This is a genomic window from uncultured Sphingomonas sp., assembly GCF_937871615.1.
Lineage (GTDB): Bacteria > Pseudomonadota > Alphaproteobacteria > Sphingomonadales > Sphingomonadaceae > Sphingomonas.
In genome coordinates, this window is record NZ_CALMPA010000041.1 from 1 (window position 1) to 17,946 (window position 17,946).

The 17,946-nt window shown below is 62.2% G+C and carries 12 protein-coding genes and 2 pseudogenes; 7 read left to right on the forward strand and 7 right to left on the reverse strand.

What is annotated here, in order from left to right:
- Window positions 1-154: 154 nt before the first annotated feature.
- Complete coding sequence (tet(G), locus tag Q0316_RS11070; RefSeq protein WP_298672294.1) at window positions 155-1,330, reverse strand: tetracycline efflux MFS transporter Tet(G); 1,176 nt, start codon at window positions 1,328-1,330, stop codon at window positions 155-157.
- Window positions 1,331-1,434: 104 nt separating this feature from the next.
- Between tet(G) and tetR the strand changes: the two genes are divergently transcribed.
- Complete coding sequence (tetR, locus tag Q0316_RS11075) at window positions 1,435-2,061, forward strand: tetracycline resistance transcriptional repressor TetR (RefSeq protein WP_125836496.1); 627 nt, start codon at window positions 1,435-1,437, stop codon at window positions 2,059-2,061.
- On the opposite strand, the pseudogene Q0316_RS11080 reads toward tetR, so the two are convergent.
- From Q0316_RS11080 to Q0316_RS11095, 4 genes and pseudogenes are all read right to left on the reverse strand, one after another.
- A pseudogene (locus Q0316_RS11080) lies at window positions 2,058-2,162 on the reverse strand (DUF3363 domain-containing protein); the annotation flags it as partial. The gene tetR and the pseudogene Q0316_RS11080 overlap by 4 nt on opposite strands.
- Window positions 2,163-2,301: 139 nt before the next feature.
- Window positions 2,302-2,600 (reverse strand): annotated as a pseudogene (locus Q0316_RS11085) (LysR family transcriptional regulator); the annotation flags it as partial.
- A gap of 28 nt (window positions 2,601-2,628) precedes the next feature.
- Entirely contained in the window at window positions 2,629-3,843 is a 1,215-nt protein-coding gene (gene floR / locus Q0316_RS11090) for a chloramphenicol/florfenicol efflux MFS transporter FloR (protein ID WP_298672298.1), read from the reverse strand.
- 218 nt (window positions 3,844-4,061) lie between these two features.
- On the reverse strand, window positions 4,062-5,294 hold the full coding sequence (locus Q0316_RS11095) for a DUF3363 domain-containing protein (RefSeq protein WP_298672410.1): 1,233 nt from the start codon (window positions 5,292-5,294) through the stop codon (window positions 4,062-4,064).
- Window positions 5,295-5,703: 409 nt separating this feature from the next.
- Between Q0316_RS11095 and Q0316_RS11100 the strand changes: the two genes are divergently transcribed.
- Together Q0316_RS11100 and Q0316_RS11105 are read left to right on the forward strand one after the other, a co-directional pair.
- Entirely contained in the window at window positions 5,704-6,309 is a 606-nt protein-coding gene (locus tag Q0316_RS11100; RefSeq protein WP_298672300.1) for a recombinase family protein, read from the forward strand.
- 15 nt (window positions 6,310-6,324) lie between these two features.
- Window positions 6,325-9,291 (forward strand): Tn3 family transposase, encoded by a 2,967-nt coding sequence (locus Q0316_RS11105; protein ID WP_298672301.1) that lies wholly within the window; start codon window positions 6,325-6,327, stop codon window positions 9,289-9,291.
- 860 nt (window positions 9,292-10,151) lie between these two features.
- Here Q0316_RS11105 and Q0316_RS11115 read toward each other — a convergent pair.
- Window positions 10,152-11,714 (reverse strand): class I SAM-dependent DNA methyltransferase, encoded by a 1,563-nt coding sequence (locus Q0316_RS11115; protein WP_298672304.1) that lies wholly within the window; start codon window positions 11,712-11,714, stop codon window positions 10,152-10,154.
- An 18-nt stretch (window positions 11,715-11,732) separates the two neighbouring features.
- The gene (hsdR, locus tag Q0316_RS11120; protein WP_367179691.1) at window positions 11,733-14,096 is read right to left on the reverse strand and encodes an EcoAI/FtnUII family type I restriction enzme subunit R; all 2,364 of its coding nucleotides are present in this window, start codon (window positions 14,094-14,096) and stop codon (window positions 11,733-11,735) included.
- Window positions 14,097-14,425: 329 nt separating this feature from the next.
- Here hsdR and Q0316_RS11125 point away from each other — a divergent pair, with 329 nt between their 5' ends.
- The 4 genes from Q0316_RS11125 (at window position 14,426) to Q0316_RS11140 (ending at window position 17,945) form a co-directional block, all read left to right on the forward strand.
- Window positions 14,426-14,794 carry a single-stranded DNA-binding protein gene (locus Q0316_RS11125; protein WP_298672307.1) on the forward strand — a complete coding sequence of 123 codons (369 nt, stop codon included), beginning with the start codon at window positions 14,426-14,428 and terminating at the stop codon, window positions 14,792-14,794.
- A 135-nt stretch (window positions 14,795-14,929) separates the two neighbouring features.
- A complete protein-coding gene (locus Q0316_RS11130) occupies window positions 14,930-15,151 on the forward strand; it encodes a hypothetical protein (protein WP_298672310.1) in 222 nt (73 codons plus the stop codon).
- A 219-nt stretch (window positions 15,152-15,370) separates the two neighbouring features.
- Window positions 15,371-15,661: a hypothetical protein gene (locus tag Q0316_RS11135; protein ID WP_298672313.1), complete on the forward strand. Its 291-nt coding sequence runs from the start codon at window positions 15,371-15,373 to the stop codon at window positions 15,659-15,661.
- Window positions 15,651-17,945, forward strand: a complete 2,295-nt coding sequence (locus Q0316_RS11140) for a type IV secretion system DNA-binding domain-containing protein (protein ID WP_298672316.1) — start codon at window positions 15,651-15,653, stop codon at window positions 17,943-17,945. The genes Q0316_RS11135 and Q0316_RS11140 overlap by 11 nt, the downstream gene beginning before the upstream one ends.
- Window position 17,946: the final 1 nt, after the last annotated feature.

Below are 17,946 nucleotides of genomic sequence, written 5' to 3' on the forward strand. Positions count from 1 at the left end.
CAGGTGAATCAGGAAACCGGCTGCGATTCAAGAGGCTGATTGAGTTTTGACCCTAAGGTCATCATCGGCACTCGCCCCGAGAGGAGATGATGGCTCAACGGATTTAATCCGTCATTCCCCGTAAGTCTACGCATACCAATTCGCCATGACTCAATCACAATGAAGTTGCGAAAGGTCTGCGTAGTATTGGCAGACATATTAAATAGAGGATCGCGCCGACAATCCAAACCCAACCGTTCCATGCTCCTATGGTAGCAGAATAGAGTGCCGTGAAGCCAAGCGGTCCCGCGATTGAGCTTAGATTGGTGAGGCTTGTAAGCGTTCCCTGTAAAGCTCCTTGCTTGTTACTGCTGACATTATTTGAAAGCATTGCCTGCAAGGCCGGCATGCCAACACCTCCGGCGGCAAGCAGCAACAAAATCGGGAACACCATCCATCCCTGCGTGGCAAAAGCCAGAAGAATGAAGCCAGTCGCATCCGCAGCCATGCCAAAGAGTAGCGTGCGCCGCTCTCCAAGCCGGCTTGAAAGCGGACCGGTAACAAACGCTTGGAAGATCGCATGTGTTGCTCCAAATGCCGCAAGCGACAAACCAACAGTCGTGGTGTCCCACTGAAAACGGTCCTCGCCATAGATGACCCATAGGGCCGCAGGCACTTGGCCGATCAGTTGAATAATGAAGAAAACTGCGAAAAGGGCCGCTAGCCCGCGCAATGCATCATCCAGCCGGAACAGAACGAATGGTTTGATGCGAACCGGCTTTCCGGTCTCGCCATCGCCGCGACGAGTCTCCCTGAGGAAAATGCAGGCTAGCAGGAACGCGAAGCCGTTGAGAAGGGCAGCGGCGATAAACGGAGCATGGGCAGAAATACCACCGAGCATACCACCAAGTGCTGGCCCGGCAATCATGCCTGCCCCATAACAGGCCCCCATGTAGCCGAACCAGCGTGCGCGAGAACCTTCCCCCGTCGAATCCGCAATGGTTGAGGCAGCTACAGCTCCGGTTGCGCCCGTGACGCCGGAGACGAGTCGGCCGATATAGAGCACCCATAAGACCGGCGCTGATGCCATAATTGTGTAATCGGCTGCGGCCCCCGCAAGAGAAGCCAGAAGCACCGGACGCCGACCGTAAGCATCTGAAAATTGTCCAAGCACGGGCGCGAAGATGACCTGCATCAACGCATAGAGTGACAGCAAAGCACCATAGTGACCAGCGACCTGCTCCGCCGGCACAAGCTCGCGCAGAAGCGTCGGAAGGACCGGCATGATGAGGCCGAGTCCCATGGCGTCGAGACTGACGATCAGCAGGGCGATGATGGCAGAGCTGCGCACCTGAAACTCCAGCGCCGCTCAATGCGAGCGACTTTATCAATGATAAGGACATAGACATAGAACTTATCGGTGATAAATTGTCAAGCGTTGGCGAAGGAACGTGAATGACCAAACTGGACAAGGGCACCGTGATCGCAGCGGCGCTGGAGCTGCTGAACGAGGTTGGCATGGACAACCTGACGACGCGAAAGCTCGCTGAACGCCTCAAGGTTCAGCAGCCTGCGCTTTACTGGCATTTCCAGAATAAGCGCGCGCTGCTTGACGCACTGGCCGAGGCAATGCTGACGGAACGCCACACCCGCTCGCTACCCGAAGAGAACGAAGACTGGCGGCTATTCCTGAAAGAGAACGCCCAGAGTTTCAGAACGGCGTTGCTCTATTATCGCGACGGGGCGCGCATCCATGCCGGCACTCGACCGACAGAACCGAATTTTGGCGCTGCCGAGACACAAATACGCTTTCTCTGCGCGGCGGGCTTTGGTCCGAAGCACGCTGTTTGGGCGCTCCGGGCGGTCAGTCACTATGTGGTCGGTTCCGTTCTCGAACAGCAGGCATCTGATGCCGATGAGAGAATGTCGGACAGATCAGATGTGTCCGGGCAGGCAGCATCGTCCTTCCTGCACGATCTGTTTCACGAGTTGGAAACAGAAGGCATAGATGCTGCGTTCAACTTCGGACTTGACAGCCTCATCACCGGTTTCGAGCGGCTACGTTCATCTACAACAGATTAGGGGCTTATCCCCCTCTGCCGCGCGAGTTGCCACGATTCCGATCCGCCCTGCACGACGCCCATGACTTCGCGGCCGAGCTGGCGGTCGATGACCGGCCGCCAGCGGTGCCCTCCGTGATTTCGATGTCGAGATTGGGATGGTCCTTCCGATACTGGCGACCAGCTCTGCAAGGAAGCTGCCCGGAATCAGGGCATAGACAACGATGCGTAGCCGGCCGCATTCGCCTTGCGCTGTCATGCCGGCGGTCTTGACGGCGTGATCGAGCTGATCGACGCCCACCGCGACCAGCTCCATGAAATGTCTGCCTGCATCCGTTAGCCGGACGCCTCGCGCATGGCGCTCGAACAGCAGGACACCAAGATTTTCTCCAGCGCCTTCACGCGCGCGCTGACGCTCGACTGACTGACGCCGAGCGCGTTGGCCGCGCGCCGAAAATTCAGATGCTCGGCAACGGCCATGAACTGAACAAGGGAAATGAGCGGTATCCTGCCGGACAGGATACCGCCATTCATGAAGCTGCGATGACGGGTGCGCCGCATGGGTGCCGACCGTCCTGCCAGTCGCCGGTCAGACGACCGGCGACCCCTCGGCGTGAACCTCACGGAATCGAAGTAGCGCAAGACCCGTCGAAACTAGCATCGCCATCGTCGCGGCGTAACAGATCACGGGCCAAGCCGTATCTCCGTTCAACAGCGTTACCGCTAGTGTCCCGACGATGCTGACGATCAGGCTTTGGACGCAGAAGTAGAAGGCGACTGCCGATCCTGCGATGTCGTCGAACTGTGCGAGAGCACCATTGGCGGTGACGGACACCGTGAAGACAATACCGACTGCCATTACCCACATTGGCAGGATGAAGCTGAGGAACGATGGTGAGCCGAAAAGTTCACCGATTCCCAACAGAATCGCCCCGCAAACGAGCAACGCCATCCCACGCGCCGCGCATCCCGCAATGCCCCATCTGGCTACAAAGGACTTCGCGAAACGGGTTGTCACAATCATGACCAGTGCGACAGTGGCGAAAGCCAAACTGAACCCGATTTCGGAATAATCGGCTTGGCCTATGAGCACTCGGGGGGCTGTCGAGAAGAAGACGAAGAAGGTGCCCATGCCAGCGCTAAAGCCGACCGTGTAAACCCAAAAGGTTGGACTCACGAAGATAGGCAAAACGGAACGGCGTGTGTTTACTTCATCCGAGGGGCGGGTTTCGTGCCATCTGAAACCGGCGTTCAAGAGTGCAGGCAACGCAAGTGCAGCCAGCGTGACGAATATCGCCCGCCATCCGAAAAACTCGCCGATCAGTGCTCCGGCGATGGGGCCAAGGGCGGGCACGAAGGCCAGCATCGAACTGAAAAGACCGTAGATGACGACACCCTCGGGGCGGCTGGCATAAACGTCGCGAACCGTCGCGAACGTCGCCACCAACGCCGCCGACGCGCCGACCGCTTGTAGCAGGCGAAAAGCGACGAAGGCTGCGGCCGTTGACGACCATGCCGCTCCGAGAGAAGCGACGATGAAAAGCGCCCCACCCGCAAGCAAGATCGGCCGTCGCCCGATGCGATCCGATATTGGACCAAAGATCACCTGCCCCACGCCGAGCATAACCATGTAGAGGCTCAACGTGAGCTGGATCATGGATGGCGTCGTGTTCAGGATGCCGGGCATCGCTGGGACGACGGGGAGATAAATATCCATCGCCAGTGACGCGAGGATGTCGAAGGGAGCCATCAGCAGCAGGGCTGCCGGCAACGTATAGGCCCACGCGGGGCGTGTGATAGTCATGACGAATCAACCGCTCGATTAAGGATTCCGGGCGGCGCCTGCTCGTCAACAATCAGATTGGGATTGATCTTACAGAACGCCGCAACAACAGTGTTTGTTGTTGCGGCTTACTTGTCTGCTGACTTAGCGTTTCCCATGCAGATAGCTCCACACTTGGCAATACGAATATCTATCTCCTATCCGAATAGCGCCGGTGTCGCAACGCCGTTTCAGGTGCTCTAAAGTCCCAACCCCCTTTGCCGCCCCAACTGCCACGACACCGATCCGCCCTGCACGACGCCCATGACCTCGCGGCCGAGTTGGCGGTCGATGACCGGCCGCCACGGGACTAGCGTAAATTCATGGGATTGCTCGACCACGGCGAACTTGCCGCTTGATAGCTGCACGGTGCCGGTGAACTTGCCGCTGACGTTTTCGCCGTCCGTGGCGGCGCGGAACGGCAGTCCCTTGCTCTCGGCCATCTCTGCGCCGACGCGGGCAACCTCGCGCTCGCGCAGGGTGGCGAGAAGGCTGCGGCGGTAGAAGATGCGGCCGTTCCGCGCTCGGGTGGCGTCGCCCTGTTCGATGTGATGCTCGCGCCGCTGGTCCATGGCGTCGCGCACCTGCTGGCCGAAACCGACCGGAGCAAGGTCGGCCGTCTCGCCATGGATCAGCCGCCGGTCCAACCAGGTCGCGCCATCCGAACCGATCTGCCTTTGCAGATCGACCGGGGAAAGCACGCGCACGCTGGCCTGCCTGTCGCGGCCGGCGTCATAGGCGGTGGCGCGGCTGACCAGATCATCGGGGATGCGCCATTGGTCGGTGTCGATCCGCTCGACGATCCCGGCCCGGCGTAGCGCCTCCAGTCGCCGGACATGGGCATCGACATAGCCCTCGTAATCGTCCCCCGGAACGCGGCCCTCGAACTTCGCCTGCTCCAGATGGCGGCTCGGGCGATAGATGTCGTCCTCGGCGATGGCCGTAATGGTGCGGTCGGACGGCCGTGCTGCCGCCTCGGCCGGGCCGATCTGGATGACGCTGCCGATGCGGGCATCCTCCAGCCGCTCGGGCGCGATGCCGGCGATGTGGTGCGTCCGCCCGTCGATCCCGTCCACCACAACGGTCAGGTTCTCCCCCAGCTCGTCGGACAGGTGCTTGTCCACGACGCGCCCGACGATGGGTGTCTCGGGCGCTCCGTCATGGATTTGGAAGCTCATGGGATCGCGTTCGCCGCCCTGCGGGCCGAGCGCCTTCTGCATGGTGCGGATAATGTCGCCGCGCTCGCCCAATTCGCGCAACGCCGGCTCCATATCCTTGCTCAATTCCCAAACGGCGGGCGCGTGCTCGGTCGCCAGCCCCATCTTCTCCAGCTTGCCGAGCCTTCGCAGGCGCAGCGTCCGCTCGAACTGCCGCCTCGGCGCTGCCGGTTCATGGCGCAGGTCGAGGAAACGGGCATCGGCTTCCTCGACCATGGCGCGGTCGATACGGGTGAAACGGTCTTGGTCGATCTCGGCCGACAGCTTGCGGGTCTGCTCGATCTCGGTGACGGGGCCGAGTTCCAGACTGGCAAGCTCGCTGGCACGCTCGCGAAGGCCAGCGGAAAGGTAGTCGCCGTTGATGACTAGATCCCCGCCGGTATCGTCACGGCCGTTGACGACGATATGCACATGGGGATGGCCGGTGTTGTAGTGATTGACGGCAACCCAATCGAGTTTCGTGCCTAACGATTTTTGAGCTGGGCAGCCATAACGGGAAACATGTGTTTGCCGTGGCCGGCGGAGCGGTGACGCGCTTGGCTGCAAATTTGTCCGATATTCTGCGCGACAAACCCTGTCGGATCGCTACGATGCACGACAACGTCATTTTCGGGGTTTGTCGCATATGCTGGTCGGTTACATGCGCGTGTCGAGCAGCGATGAGCGCCAATCGGTCGATCTGCAACGCGATGCACTGATCGCTGCTGGCGTCGATGACCGGCATCTTCATCAGGACAAGGCCTCGGGCGCGCGCGATGACCGGCCGGGACTCAAAGCATGCATGGCCGATCTGCGTGTCGGCGACACGCTGATCGTCTGGAAGCTCGACCGTCTCGGACGATCGCTGTCGCATCTGGTCCGCATCATCGAGGACCTGAAACAGCGTGGCGTCGCCCTCCGCTCGCTGACCGAGGCGATCGACACGGCAAGCGTTCACGGCAATTTTCTGTTCAACCTCTTTGGAACGCTCGCCGAATATGAGCGGGCGCTGATCACGGAACGGGTCAACGCCGGGCTTGCTGCGGCACGCAGGCGGGGGCGCAAGGGCGGCAGGCCGCCCACGATCGGTGCGGAAAAGGTCGAGCAGATCCTGGCCGCCCTCGAGGGCGGGGCCAGCAAAGCTTCGGTGTGCCGCAGCTTCCAGGTGCCGCGATCGACTTTGATTGATATGCTGAAACGGACCGGGTGGGTTGGCGCTGGCGCGGCCGGCAAGCCGGTCAACGCCGCATAGCATCGGCGCATCACGATGGCGTTTCTTGATGCCGGTGCCTGCTCCATCCTGTTCGAGCCGCCCGACACCCACGACGAGGCTCTTGCCCGCTATTCCCTCACGGCAGAGGATATCGCATTCGCCCGACGTCGCCGTCGAGCGCACAACCGGCTCGGTTTCGCGGTCCAGCTTGCGCTGGTGCGCGATCTCGGACGCCCGCTGCGGGCCGGCGAGATCGTTCCTGTTGCCGTCGTCGAGACCGTCGCGGAGCAGATCGGGATCGATCCGGTCGTATTCGACCTTTATGCCCGCCGCGACGAAACCCGGCGCGAGCATGTCGCCGACATTATGGCGCATCTCGGCTTGCGGACCATTCGGGAAAGCGACTACCGGCGCTGTATCCGCGCCGGCGCGGCCGGGGCCGTCGGCACCGAGCGGGGCGAGGCGATCGTGCTGGCCGTGATCGACGATCTGAAGTCGGCGCGGATCGTCGTTCCGGTTCCGCGGGTGGTCGAACGACTGGCCCTGGCGGGCAGGGCGATGGCACGGCGACAGGCCTATCGGAATCTGATCGAAGGTCTTGATCCGGAAACACTTGCCCGACTGGACGGGCTGATCGCCGAACGCAGCGGCGACCGCACGCTGCTGGGCTGGATCGCCGATGCACCGGAAGGAGCGAAGCTCAAAAGCCTGAAGGCGGTGATTGATCGCCTCGAAGTACTGCATCGCGCCGGTATCTCCGACGAGCGCCGTAAGAGGATCCACGCCAACCGTTACGGTGTGATCGCCCGGGAAGCACGCATCCTCCACGCCCGCGAGATGCACCGCTTCTCGACCGAACGCCGCCATGCCACGCTGTGCGCCTTCGTGATCGAGCGTCAGGCGTCGCTCACCGATCTGGCCATTGATCTGTTTCGCAAACTGCTGGGCGGCGCCGGGCGCAGGGCGGAACTGAGCCGCAGGGAGCGCCTGTTGCAGGAGGCGCAGATCCTGAACGGCATCGCGGTCGACCATGTCCGGCTCGGACAGGCGCTGCTGGCGGCGCGCACGAACGGCATCGATATGGCGACGGCGATCGGCGAGGCGCTGGGATGGGACGCACTGGAAGCGAGCATCACGGTCGCCTCCCGGATCGTCGCCCCCGACCGGCACGACGAGTTCGACGACCTGATCGATCGGCACCGGTCGCTGCGCGCCCTCGCCAGACTGATATTCGCCGCCTTCGACTTCCGCTCCTTCCGACCGACCGATCAGATCCTGGCATCGATCCAGCTGCTCCGGGGGATGTATGAGGGTGGTCGGTTGCCCCGGACGGTGCCGCTCTCCTTTCTCACGCGCAAATGGCGTCGTCGCGTCCGCTCGGGTGACGATCTCGATGCCCGCGCGTGGGAAGTCGCGCTGCTCGTGCATCTGCGCGACCGGCTGCGTGCCGGCGACATCTGGGTCGAGGGCAGCCGGGCGTGGCGGAGCTTCGAGGACTACCTCCTGAACCGTGCGACATTCGTCGCCATGCGCGACGAAGGGCGGCTCGGGCTTGCCGTCCCGGACAGCTTCGAGGCGTGGCGGAGCGAACGGACCGTGACGCTGGACGCCCGTTTGAAGGCTCTTGCCGTAGCGGCTGCAAACGGCACGATCCCCGACGCCACGCTGACCGGCAAGGGGCTGTCGATCAGTCCGATCGGCGAGGAGGATCGCGATCGGATCGTCGCACTCAGCCGGCGGTTGTACGCCCTGGTCCCGCGCGTCAGGATCACCGGCCTGCTGGCCGAAGTGCATCGCTGGACCGGGTTTCTCGACAGATTCACCCATTACCGTACCGGCGATACCGCCGGTGACGAGGCTGCGCTGATGGCCGCCATCCTGGCCGATGCCACCAACGCCGGTGCCGAGCGCATGGCCGAAAGCTCGCGCGGCGTCACTATCCACCAGATGATGCTGATGGTCGACCGGCATCTCCGCCCCGAAACCTATGCGACCGCGACCGCCGTCCTGGTCGATGCGCAACAGGCGCATCCGTTCGCGGTAATCTGGGGCGATGGGCACGTCTCGTCGTCCGACGGGCAGTTCTTTCCGGCCGGGGGGCGCGGTGAAGCCAGTCTCGACTATAATGCCAAATACGGCAAACGACCCGGCGCCTCGCTGTACGGATTCCTGTCGAACCGGTTCGCTTCCTTCTTCTCCCGGCTGATATCCGCCTCCGAAAGCGAGGCGCCCTATGTGCTCGACGGGCTCGTCCACAACGAAAGCGCGATCGAGATCCGCGAGCATGCGACCGATACCGCTGGGGCGACCGAGACGATCTTCGCCATGTTCCACCTGTTCGGCTATCGGCTGATCCCGCGCATCCGTAACCTGGGCGGGCGGCGCCTGTTCGTAATCGCAGACGACAGCGCCTACGATCCGCTCGACGCGCTGATCGGCGGTTCGGTCAACATGGCCCGGATTGAGCCCCATTGGGACGAGGTGCTCCGCCTCGGCGCGTCGATCGGCGCCGGGCTCGTGCCCCCGTCGGTGATTCTCAAGAAGATCGCCGCGACGCCGCGCCAGAACAGCCTCGCCATCGCGCTGCGCGAGATCGGTCGGATCGAGCGGACGATCTTCATCTGCGACTGGCTGCTCGATCCCAGACTGCGCCGGCGATCGCACGCCATCCTCAACAAGGGCGAAAGCCGCCATGCGCTGGCCCGTGCCGTGTTCCTTCATCAACTCGGCGAACTGCGCAATCGCGTCGCTGACACGATGGCCTATCGTGCCTCGGGCCTTAACCTCGTCGTCAACGCGATCATCCTGTGGAACACCGTCTATCTCAGCCGCGCCGTTCGCTACGTCGAGGAACAGGGCGTCTCGATCCCCGCCCCGCTACTTGCCCAGATCGCGCCGCTGCCGTGGAGCCACATCGCGCTCACCGGCGACTATCTCTGGAACGAGATTGACCAACCCCTCGAACGCTATCGCCCGATCCGCGCCAACCGCTTCAATCCTCGCAACTTCGTCTTCCCTTAGCGTACACGGCTGAAGAAATTCCCGCGGAGCCCCATGTTTGCCATCATGTTCGCGCTCGGCGACGGCGAATGCGCCTTCCCAAGCCTTGATATTGCTGAAAACCAGATCGCCTGCTTCAATCCGAAAGAGCGATTGCCAAGTGAGTTCTGACCCTACGAGGTCAGGCTTGGTGAAAAGGCCCTTGCCGAATGAGCGGACGCCCAATTCCGGATAGGAAGCATCCGGGTCGATCACGACCGGGCGACGAACCAGCGGTGCAATTTCCCCCATCGCCACGCGCGGCGCATCCGCAACGATCCGCGCAAAGGCCGCGCGCAGGGTTGCGTCGATTTCGGCTGCCACCAGCTCGGCAGCATGCCCGCGTTCGGCAATCGACGCAGCGGCTCGGTTCAACCGCGCGACGATAGCTTGCTGTTCGGCAGTTGACGGCAATGGGATGGCTTGCGCGAGAAATCGGCTTTCCTTGAGCCGGACCCGGTTGGTGCTACCTTCGCTCGCACTCTTGCAGATCGCTATGAACCATGCGGTCCGAGCCACCCAAGCGACATACTCAGGGAGAGCCCTTTCAGGATCGACATCGAAGGCAGGGAAGTCATTCGAGACGACTGCGCCATCTAGTTCGGCGGGCACAATCCCGAAGGCACCATGGCGGGCGTCGATCTTGGAAATGACGAACTGATTGGTTGAGACGCGGTTCTGTTGTGCGGCTGCAATTTCGGAACCCTTGACCAACCCGCGAAGCGCAAGCCCTTTACCCCACAATCGGGCGGTAACCTGCGCATAGGTCTGATCCGGGTCCAGTTGGACCCGGTCAGAGCTCGGTTCGAGCACCTCACCCAAAGGGACGGATGGCCAACGGCTCATGCAAACGCCTGTTGCGAAACGAGCGCGCGCAGCTCGCCCAGCAGCTGCAGAACTTCACCTTCCTTGGCAAAGGCAGCTTCGACGATTTCTGAAGGTATCCGGTGATCTTCGGCCCCTTTGGCGTTGGGATTCTTGATGTCGAGGTTAACTGCAACGACCTGCCCGCCAGCATCGCGTTCGATCAGCCCCTGTCCATCGACTAGCCACGCGCGCGGATCGTCCCCGCGTGCGTCCCACCAAGCGCTCAGATCAGCCAGATCGGCGGACTGAAGTGGCGCGGTCTTGGAATATTTCCGGCGACCTTGGGGCGCGGGCTGCTCCCAATAGGCAATTTGCCCGGTCGGGCCGGTGGTGTCGAAGAACAGGATGTTCGCCGCAATGTCGGTATAAGGCGCGAAGACGCCTTCGGGCAGGCGCACAATGGTGTGGAGGTTGAACTTCTCCAGCAGGTCCGCCTTGATCCGGGCGGCAACACCGGTGCCAAACAGCGTGCCGTGCGGCACGACCACGGCGGCGCGGCCCTGGCCCTTGCGCTTCAGCCGCCGCATGATGAGTTGCAGGAACAGCAGCGCCGTTTCCGCCGTGCGGCGATCGTCGGGGAAGTTGGACAAGATGCCCGCCTCTTCCTCGCCGCCGAAGGGCGGATTGGTCAGGATCACATTGACCCGCTCGCGCTCGCCGATTTCGGACAGGCGGAAACGCAAGGCATTGCCCGGATCGATCTCGGGCGCTTCCAGTCCATGCAGCAGCAGGTTCATCTGCACCAGCAGGAAGGGCAGCGATTTCGGCTCGACGCCCATCAGGGTGCCGGACTGGAGCTGCTCCCGCTTCTCCACGGTATCGGCCTGCAAGGCCATGTGAGCGAAAGCCTCGGTAAGGAACCCGCCGGTGCCGCAGGCCGGATCGAGCACGGTTTCCCCGATCCGGGGATCGATCCGTTCGACCATGAAGCGCACCACGGCGCGCGGCGTGTAGAACTCGCCGCTATCGCCAGCCGCGTCGCGCATCTCGCGCAGCAACGTCTCGTACAGCCGCCCGAGCGTGTGCATTTCCTCGGAACTGTCGAAATGAATGCCGTTGATCAGGTTGATCACGTCACGCAGCAGGTAGCCGCTTTCCATGCGGTTGGTAACGCCGCGGAACACGGTCGAGATAACGTCCCGCCGGTCGCGCCCGCCGTTGGTGCCGCGCAAGGATCGCAGGTAGGCAAACAGGCCTGGCCCCTCGCTGCCGTCCGGCAATGTCGTCTTTTCGGCGGTGATGAAGGTGAGCAGGTCCGGCCCGGTGATGCCGTCCTTGTCCGCCGCCCAGTCTCGCCAGCGGTAGGGCGGCTCGATTGCGTGGTCGAATTTGCTGCCCGCCAGTTCCGCCTCGTCGGCGTGCATCCGCTCAAGGTCGTCGAGGAACTTGAGGAACATGATCCAGGTGAGCACCGGCAAGCGATCAAGATCGCCATTCAGTCCCTTGTCCTTGCGCATGATCTTGCGCGCGGACTTGACGATGGAATCGAGGCGCTGGGCGGTGGTCTGGGGAGCGGTCTTTTTCGGGGCGCGGGCCATGGTTGTCCTTATCGATTATCAGGCCGCATAGAGTGCTTCGGTCAGTTCCGCCACTGCCTCGCGCATGGCCTGGGGGCCGCCGAACAAGCGCGCGATCTCGCTGGGGTTGCCGAAGTCCGAGATGGGCTGGACCTTGAGCGCCTGGGGCAATGACAACTGGTCAGGCCCGGTCGCGGCATACTTTTCAAGCAGGGCATCGATCACGGCCCGGGCCGGCTCTCCATACCGCTGGAAAAGATCGGGCGCCTTGGCGCGCAGCCGCTGTGCGCGCTCCGACCGCGTGGTGAGTGGCGCATTCCATGCCAGATGGCACAGCAGATCGAACGGATCATCTTCGGGCCTGCCTGCATCCACCTGAAGCGCCGCCAGATCGATCCCGCGTTCGGCCAAGGCATCGATGATCGCGCTGCGCTTGTCCTGAATGGCCCATTCGGCGCGGAAGGCGGCAGGTGTTGGGAACAGCGTCCGCACCTTCTCCCCGGTCCAGTCGGTGAGCTTGCGGCAGGTCAGGCGCTTCCCATCGGAATCCAGATCATAAACGAGATGCGCAACAACCTCGACTTCGCCGCCATCGACATACAACTTGCGCGGAAGGGTGTCGGGTTCGTCCGGCGGAAGCGTTGTAGGACTGCCTTCACCGGTCGGTTCTGTCGGCTCGACTGCCTGTTCCTCGTCCGTTGAAACGACTTCGCCCGCGGCATCGATCTCTGTCGTAATATCGTCTGCCGGTTCACCGTCAAAGGACGGGTCTGCGAACTTTTCGGTCGCCGTGCCGGTGTAGTCGAGGATGCTGAACCAGAGCTTCCCGTAGTCCTCGCGCAGCCGCGTTCCGCGCCCGATGATCTGCTTGAACTCCGCCATCGAACCAACTACCCGCGCCAGCGCCACGTTCTTGCAGGTCGGGGCATCAACGCCAGTGGTCAGCAGCTGCGAGGTGGTAAGAATGACCGGCGTTTCGGATTCCAGATCCTGAAACGTGCTGAGCTTGCCCTTGCCAATGTCGCCCTCGTCCGAGGTGACGCGGGTAACGTAGTCGGGATACTTCGCCACCATGTCCGAATTCAGATTGATCAGCGCCTTCCGCATTTCGCTGGCGTGATCCTGATCCACGCAGAAGACGATGGTCTTGGCGAAGCGGTCGGTGTTCTTGAGGAAGTCCGTAAGGTGGCGCGCTATGGCCTCAGTCCGGGATCGGAGCGCGACTATCCGCTCGAAGTCCCTCGTCTGGTATTCCTCGTCAGGAATCTCGCGCCCATAACGGTCCAGCTCGCCCGCCGAAGGGCGCCAGCCAACAGCATCGAGATCGGTGACGATGCGATGCACGCGGTAGGGCGCAAGGAAGCCATCCTCGATCCCCTGTGCCAGCGAGTAGGTGTAAAGCGGCTTCTGGAAATAGGCGTATGTGTCGCGGCTCTCTTCCCGCAAGGGCGTGGCCGTCATTCCCAGCTGATAGGCTGGTTCAAACCATTCAAGGATTTCGCGCCAAGAGCTGTCCGAACGCGCGCTTCCCCGGTGGCACTCATCGATGATGATGAGGTCGAAGAAGTCCGGTGCGAATTCCTTGTAGAGACCGGGCCGGTTCTCGTCGCGGGCGATGGCCTGGTAGGTCGAGAAGTAGATGTCGCGGCCATGGCTGATCGCGTTTGCGCCAAGCTTCCAACGCGCATCGCCGAACGGAGCGAAGGTTTTGTCCTTGGGGTCATCGACCAAAATGTTTCGGTCGGCAAGAAACAGGACTTTCGGCTTGCGGTGGTCGCCCCGCTTGTTCCAACCGGACGACCACAGCCGCCAGCAGAGCTGGAATGCCACTGCGGTTTTTCCCGCCCCGGTACAGAGATTGAGCAATGCCCGACGTTGCCCGCCAAGGATTGCTTCCATTGCCCGATTGACGGCGATCTCCTGGTAGTATCGCAGCGGCCTTTCCGGATCGGGAAAGCCTGCAGACAGCAGCTTTGCAGAGCCATCCCCAGAAATTTGCAACTGGTTCTCGATCCGGGACCAGAGTTCAGATGGAGCCGGGAAATCAGCCCGCTGAACCTCGGTTCCCAGCACCAGGTCAATCTCGATAATCTCGCGTCCATTGCTGGCATAGGCAAACCGCAGGCCGAGGATCTCGGCATAGTCCTTCGCTTGCTGAACCCCGTCCTGCGCAGAACGATATGCCGCCTTCGCCTCAATGACCGCGATCGGATAATCGGGCCGATAGCGCAGGATATAATCCGCACGCTTTCGTGTGCCCCGACGAGCCACTCCGCCTACGAAAAGAACCCGACCGTCCGTGAATGTCCGCTGCTCTTGAATTGCGCAAGGTGCATCGTCCCAGCCTGCGGATTGCAGCTTCGGAACAATATACTTTCGGCAGGTGTCAGCTTCGGTATTCATCTTGTCGGCCACATTCGCTGAACAACATGGGATTGGCAACTAGCGGCAGAGTTTCCGATGGTTGGACGTCCTATTTCGAAACCGCGACCATCCAAGAAATCATCCCCTTTCATGAACTGATCACGCCCCTGGCCGAACCCGGATAGGCCCAGCAACGCGCGCTCATGCGGACCGTGTTGCCGCCCTGCGGTCGGCTGCCCGCACCACTCCTTCGAGCGGCGTTTCCCTCTCTGCGTTCGGTGCAGACCTGTCCGTGCCCGGCCTCATCGGGGCTCAGTCAAAGGGATGGTCCCTTGGACGGATTGAACAGCTTCGAAAGGTCAAATCTCATGAAGAACATCGTCACTCTCGTCGGCTTCGTTGGCAGCAATCCCGAAGTCCGCACCACGCAATCGGGGGCTTCGATCACCAACGTCTCGCTCGCCACAACCAACAGCTTCAAGGACAGCGAAGGCAACCGCCAGACCGAGACCGAATGGCACCGGATCACCTGCTTCAACGGCATCGGGAAATGCGTCGCCGAGCATGTCCGCAAGGGAGCGATGATCATGGTGACAGGCCGCATCCACTACACCAAGTGGACCGACCAAAACGGTATCGACCGTTACGGCTGCGAGATCATTGCCGAGCAAGTCGACTTCCTCGCCAAGGCGAAGGAAGCGACCACGACTGAACCGAAGAAACGGCGCTCGAAGTAGCACCGCCTTTGCCAAACGTGCGTCACCTGAAATAGCCCCGATGGTTGCTGCCGTCGGGGCTTCTCGGCTGTTTGCGGCGTCCCAAACAAAGCGCTGGTGCGGACAGCGGCCAGGACCGCTGGCGCTTTTGTGTGAATGGATACAGATGATGGCTATTTGGTCCCCAATCCGGAATTTTTCGAGAACAAGGGCGGCCTAAATGAAAGCCTAGCGTTAAACGCTCGATTGTCGCTTTCTCGCCCAAACCCACAGGAAATCCCGACTTTTGGTCCGAAATTAGAAGGCGCAAACGCACTGGGCCAGGCGCTGGGAATATCGGAACTTGACAGCACACCCTACGCACCTGAAGGTGCATGAGTTCCGTTGTTTCACAACGGGTTAGCGCGGAAGGAAAGGAGACTACGTTGTAGTACGACAATGTGAGCGGGCAAGAACGGCGGAAATCAGCCATTCGTGCGTAGTCTGTGAGACTACGACCCGCCGGTCCATGACGATCAACTTGCCGGAACCGGGCCGCTCGGCTATAAATAGAGCCATTCTTCAGTCCCCACCAGCCTCCCTGCTAGGAGGTTGGTCTTGGCTACCAGTTACCGGCATTACAACGTCCGCCTGGAGCGCGCCCAATGGGACCGCCTCAGCGTGATCGCCACCGAACAGAAATTGAGCGTCGCCGACGTCATCCGATCGGCCCTCAATGTCTTCCTTTCATCCTCCGACGTGCTGACCGCGAGCCAGCGCCGTCTGGCCCGGATCAGCGAGTTCCAGCAGCTCGTGCTCGACGTCATTCTGCGCGAGCAATATCCCGAGCTGCGCGACCGCCTCGTTGCCGAAACCGACAAGCGCCTGGTGCAATATCATGGCGCGTGAGGACATCCGCTCGAACGGGAAAAACATCCCGCTGACCCACCACTCCGCGCGCGGCCGCGTGCAGCGAAACTCGGGCAATTTCACCCGCGGCTCGCAGCTTCTCACCCACGAGATGCTGATGTGGTTTTCGGGCGCGCGGCTGCCCATCATGGTCTGGTTCTTCGCCTTCCTCGCGGCCTGGTTCATCATCCTCTCGATCCGCCTCGACGAGCATGGTTTCCAGCTCGTCTGCATGAAGGTCTATTCGGCGCTCTGGAACTGGGTCGACCTCAATCCCAACAAGCGCGTCAACGTCACCCTGCCCAATGGCGAGATCTACAAAACGGTCATGCCCGTGGTGCCCTATATCCCGGCCGTGCAGCAGGCCTGGGAGACCACGATCCGGGCGCTGATCGGCTCGATCCTCGTCTCGGTTTTCGTGGTCGCGCCGCTTACCATCTGGTTCGTCGACATCTCGCGCAGGCGCGGGCGTTCGATCCTTCAGGAACGCCACGAGCGCGGCGCCATGCTGGTCGATCGCGCCGTGCTGGTCTCCGAAATCGCGCAGCACAACGCTGAGAAATTCGAGGAGGACGCGCGCCAGTTCTTCCCCGGCCGCTCGCCCGCCGCCGTGCTCAGACTGCCGTTCGTGACACGGAAGGCGGGCGGCATCCACCATCCCTATACGCTCGCCGGCATCCCCTATCCGCACCGCCTCGAGCAGTCCCATTCCATGCTGATCGGCACCACCGGCGCGGGCAAGACCACCGAGCTCAGGAGCCTGGTCAGCCAGATGCGCCAGCGCCAGGACAGCGCCGTGATCTTCGATCTCACCGGCGCCTATGTCGAAGCCTTCTACGATCCCATGCGCGACACGATCCTGAACCCGATGGATCAGCGCTGCCCCGCCTGGTCGATCTTCAACGACTGCTCGACCTACAGCCATTTCACGTCGGCCGCCGCGGCGCTCATTCCCTCCGATGGCGGCTCGTCCGAACCCTTCTGGGCGCTCGCGGCCCGCACCTTGTTCATCGAGATGTGCGTCCGGCTTCAGGAGCGGGGACAGACCACCAATCTCGCGCTCGCCGAGAACCTGATGACCGCCGATTTGAAGCGGGTGCATCGCTTCCTCGCGAACACCATTGCCGACCCGCTGACCGCACCTGAAGCGGCCCGCATGGCGGAATCGATCCGGGCGGTCTTCAACACCAACGCGCAGGTCCTGCGCTTCCTGCCCGACGAAGGCGAGCCGTTCTCGATCCGGCACTGGATGACCACCGAGCGCGCACCCGGTTCGATCCTGTTCGTCACCTCCGATTACGACGACCTGGAGATGAACCGGCCGCTGCTGACGCTCTGGATGAACATCGCCATCACCAGCCTCATGACCCTGCCGCGCACGCGCAGCTTGCGGACCTGGTTCATGTTCGACGAGGTCGGCGCGCTGCACCGCCTGCCGGCGATCGAGAAGGGCCTTCAGACCGCGCGCAACTTCGGCGGCGCGATGATCCTGGGGCTCCACAGCTTCCAGAAGCTGGTCGAGGTCTATGGCGAGGAGGGCGCGCGAAATCTCGCCTCGCTCGCCCGCTCGAAGCTCATCCTCGCAACCAGCGAGTTCAAGACCGCCGAGGAATGCTCGCAATATATCGGCAACCGCGAAGTGCGGCAGATGGATGAGGCCTATAGCTACGGCTATAACAACAACCGCGACGCCTCGACCCTGACCCCGCGCAAGCAGGTCGAGCCTCTCGTGATCCCCGACGACATCACCAACCTGCCCTCGATGCACGGCTTCGTGAAATTCCCCGACGGCTTCCCGGCCGCGCGCATCCTGCTCGAATGGAAGGACTACCCGATCGTCGCGCCGGGCTTCCTGAAGCGCCCCGTGATGCAGCCGGTTCGGTCCAGGCGCGGGGAGGAGATTTTCGAGGAGGAGGGCAGTGAGGCCGGCGGCAGGGACGGCGCCGTCCAGATCGTGGATGAAGTGGTCGAGCCGACCAATCTCGCCAAGGAAATGGCGGCGCGGATTCTGCAGTCGCCGAGCGAGGGCCAGGTCGCCGAAACCGGTCGTATCGCCCCGCGTAGCGAAGACCGGCCGGTGCCCCCTCAGGCGAAGGGGTCAGGCGGTGGAAAGGAGGACGGCGCGCGCGGCCGGGACGCCCAGCAGGAGGCCGGCCAGCGGCCCGCCGACGACCGGCGCGGACCGTCACCGCAGGCGCCGCAGGTCGAGGATCAGACCATCATCGAACTGCGTCAGGGCTTCGCCGCGGGCCGTGACCAGGACGATCTCGACATGGGGATCTGAT

Coding starts and splice junctions, on each gene's coding strand:
- Q0316_RS11105 (WP_298672301.1), top strand. CDS start 6,325: ATGGCGTTTCTTGATGCCGGTGCCTGCTCCATCCTGTTCGAGCCGCCC.
- Q0316_RS11140 (WP_298672316.1), top strand. CDS start 15,651: ATGGCGCGTGAGGACATCCGCTCGAACGGGAAAAACATCCCGCTGACC.
- Q0316_RS11095 (WP_298672410.1), bottom strand. CDS start 5,294: ATGGTCGAGGAAGCCGATGCCCGTTTCCTCGACCTGCGCCATGAACCG.
- Q0316_RS11125 (WP_298672307.1), top strand. CDS start 14,426: ATGAAGAACATCGTCACTCTCGTCGGCTTCGTTGGCAGCAATCCCGAA.
- floR (WP_298672298.1), bottom strand. CDS start 3,843: ATGACTATCACACGCCCCGCGTGGGCCTATACGTTGCCGGCAGCCCTG.
- Q0316_RS11115 (WP_298672304.1), bottom strand. CDS start 11,714: ATGGCCCGCGCCCCGAAAAAGACCGCTCCCCAGACCACCGCCCAGCGC.
- Q0316_RS11130 (WP_298672310.1), top strand. CDS start 14,930: ATGGATACAGATGATGGCTATTTGGTCCCCAATCCGGAATTTTTCGAG.
- Q0316_RS11100 (WP_298672300.1), top strand. CDS start 5,704: ATGCTGGTCGGTTACATGCGCGTGTCGAGCAGCGATGAGCGCCAATCG.
- tetR (WP_125836496.1), top strand. CDS start 1,435: ATGACCAAACTGGACAAGGGCACCGTGATCGCAGCGGCGCTGGAGCTG.
- hsdR (WP_367179691.1), bottom strand. CDS start 14,096: ATGAATACCGAAGCTGACACCTGCCGAAAGTATATTGTTCCGAAGCTG.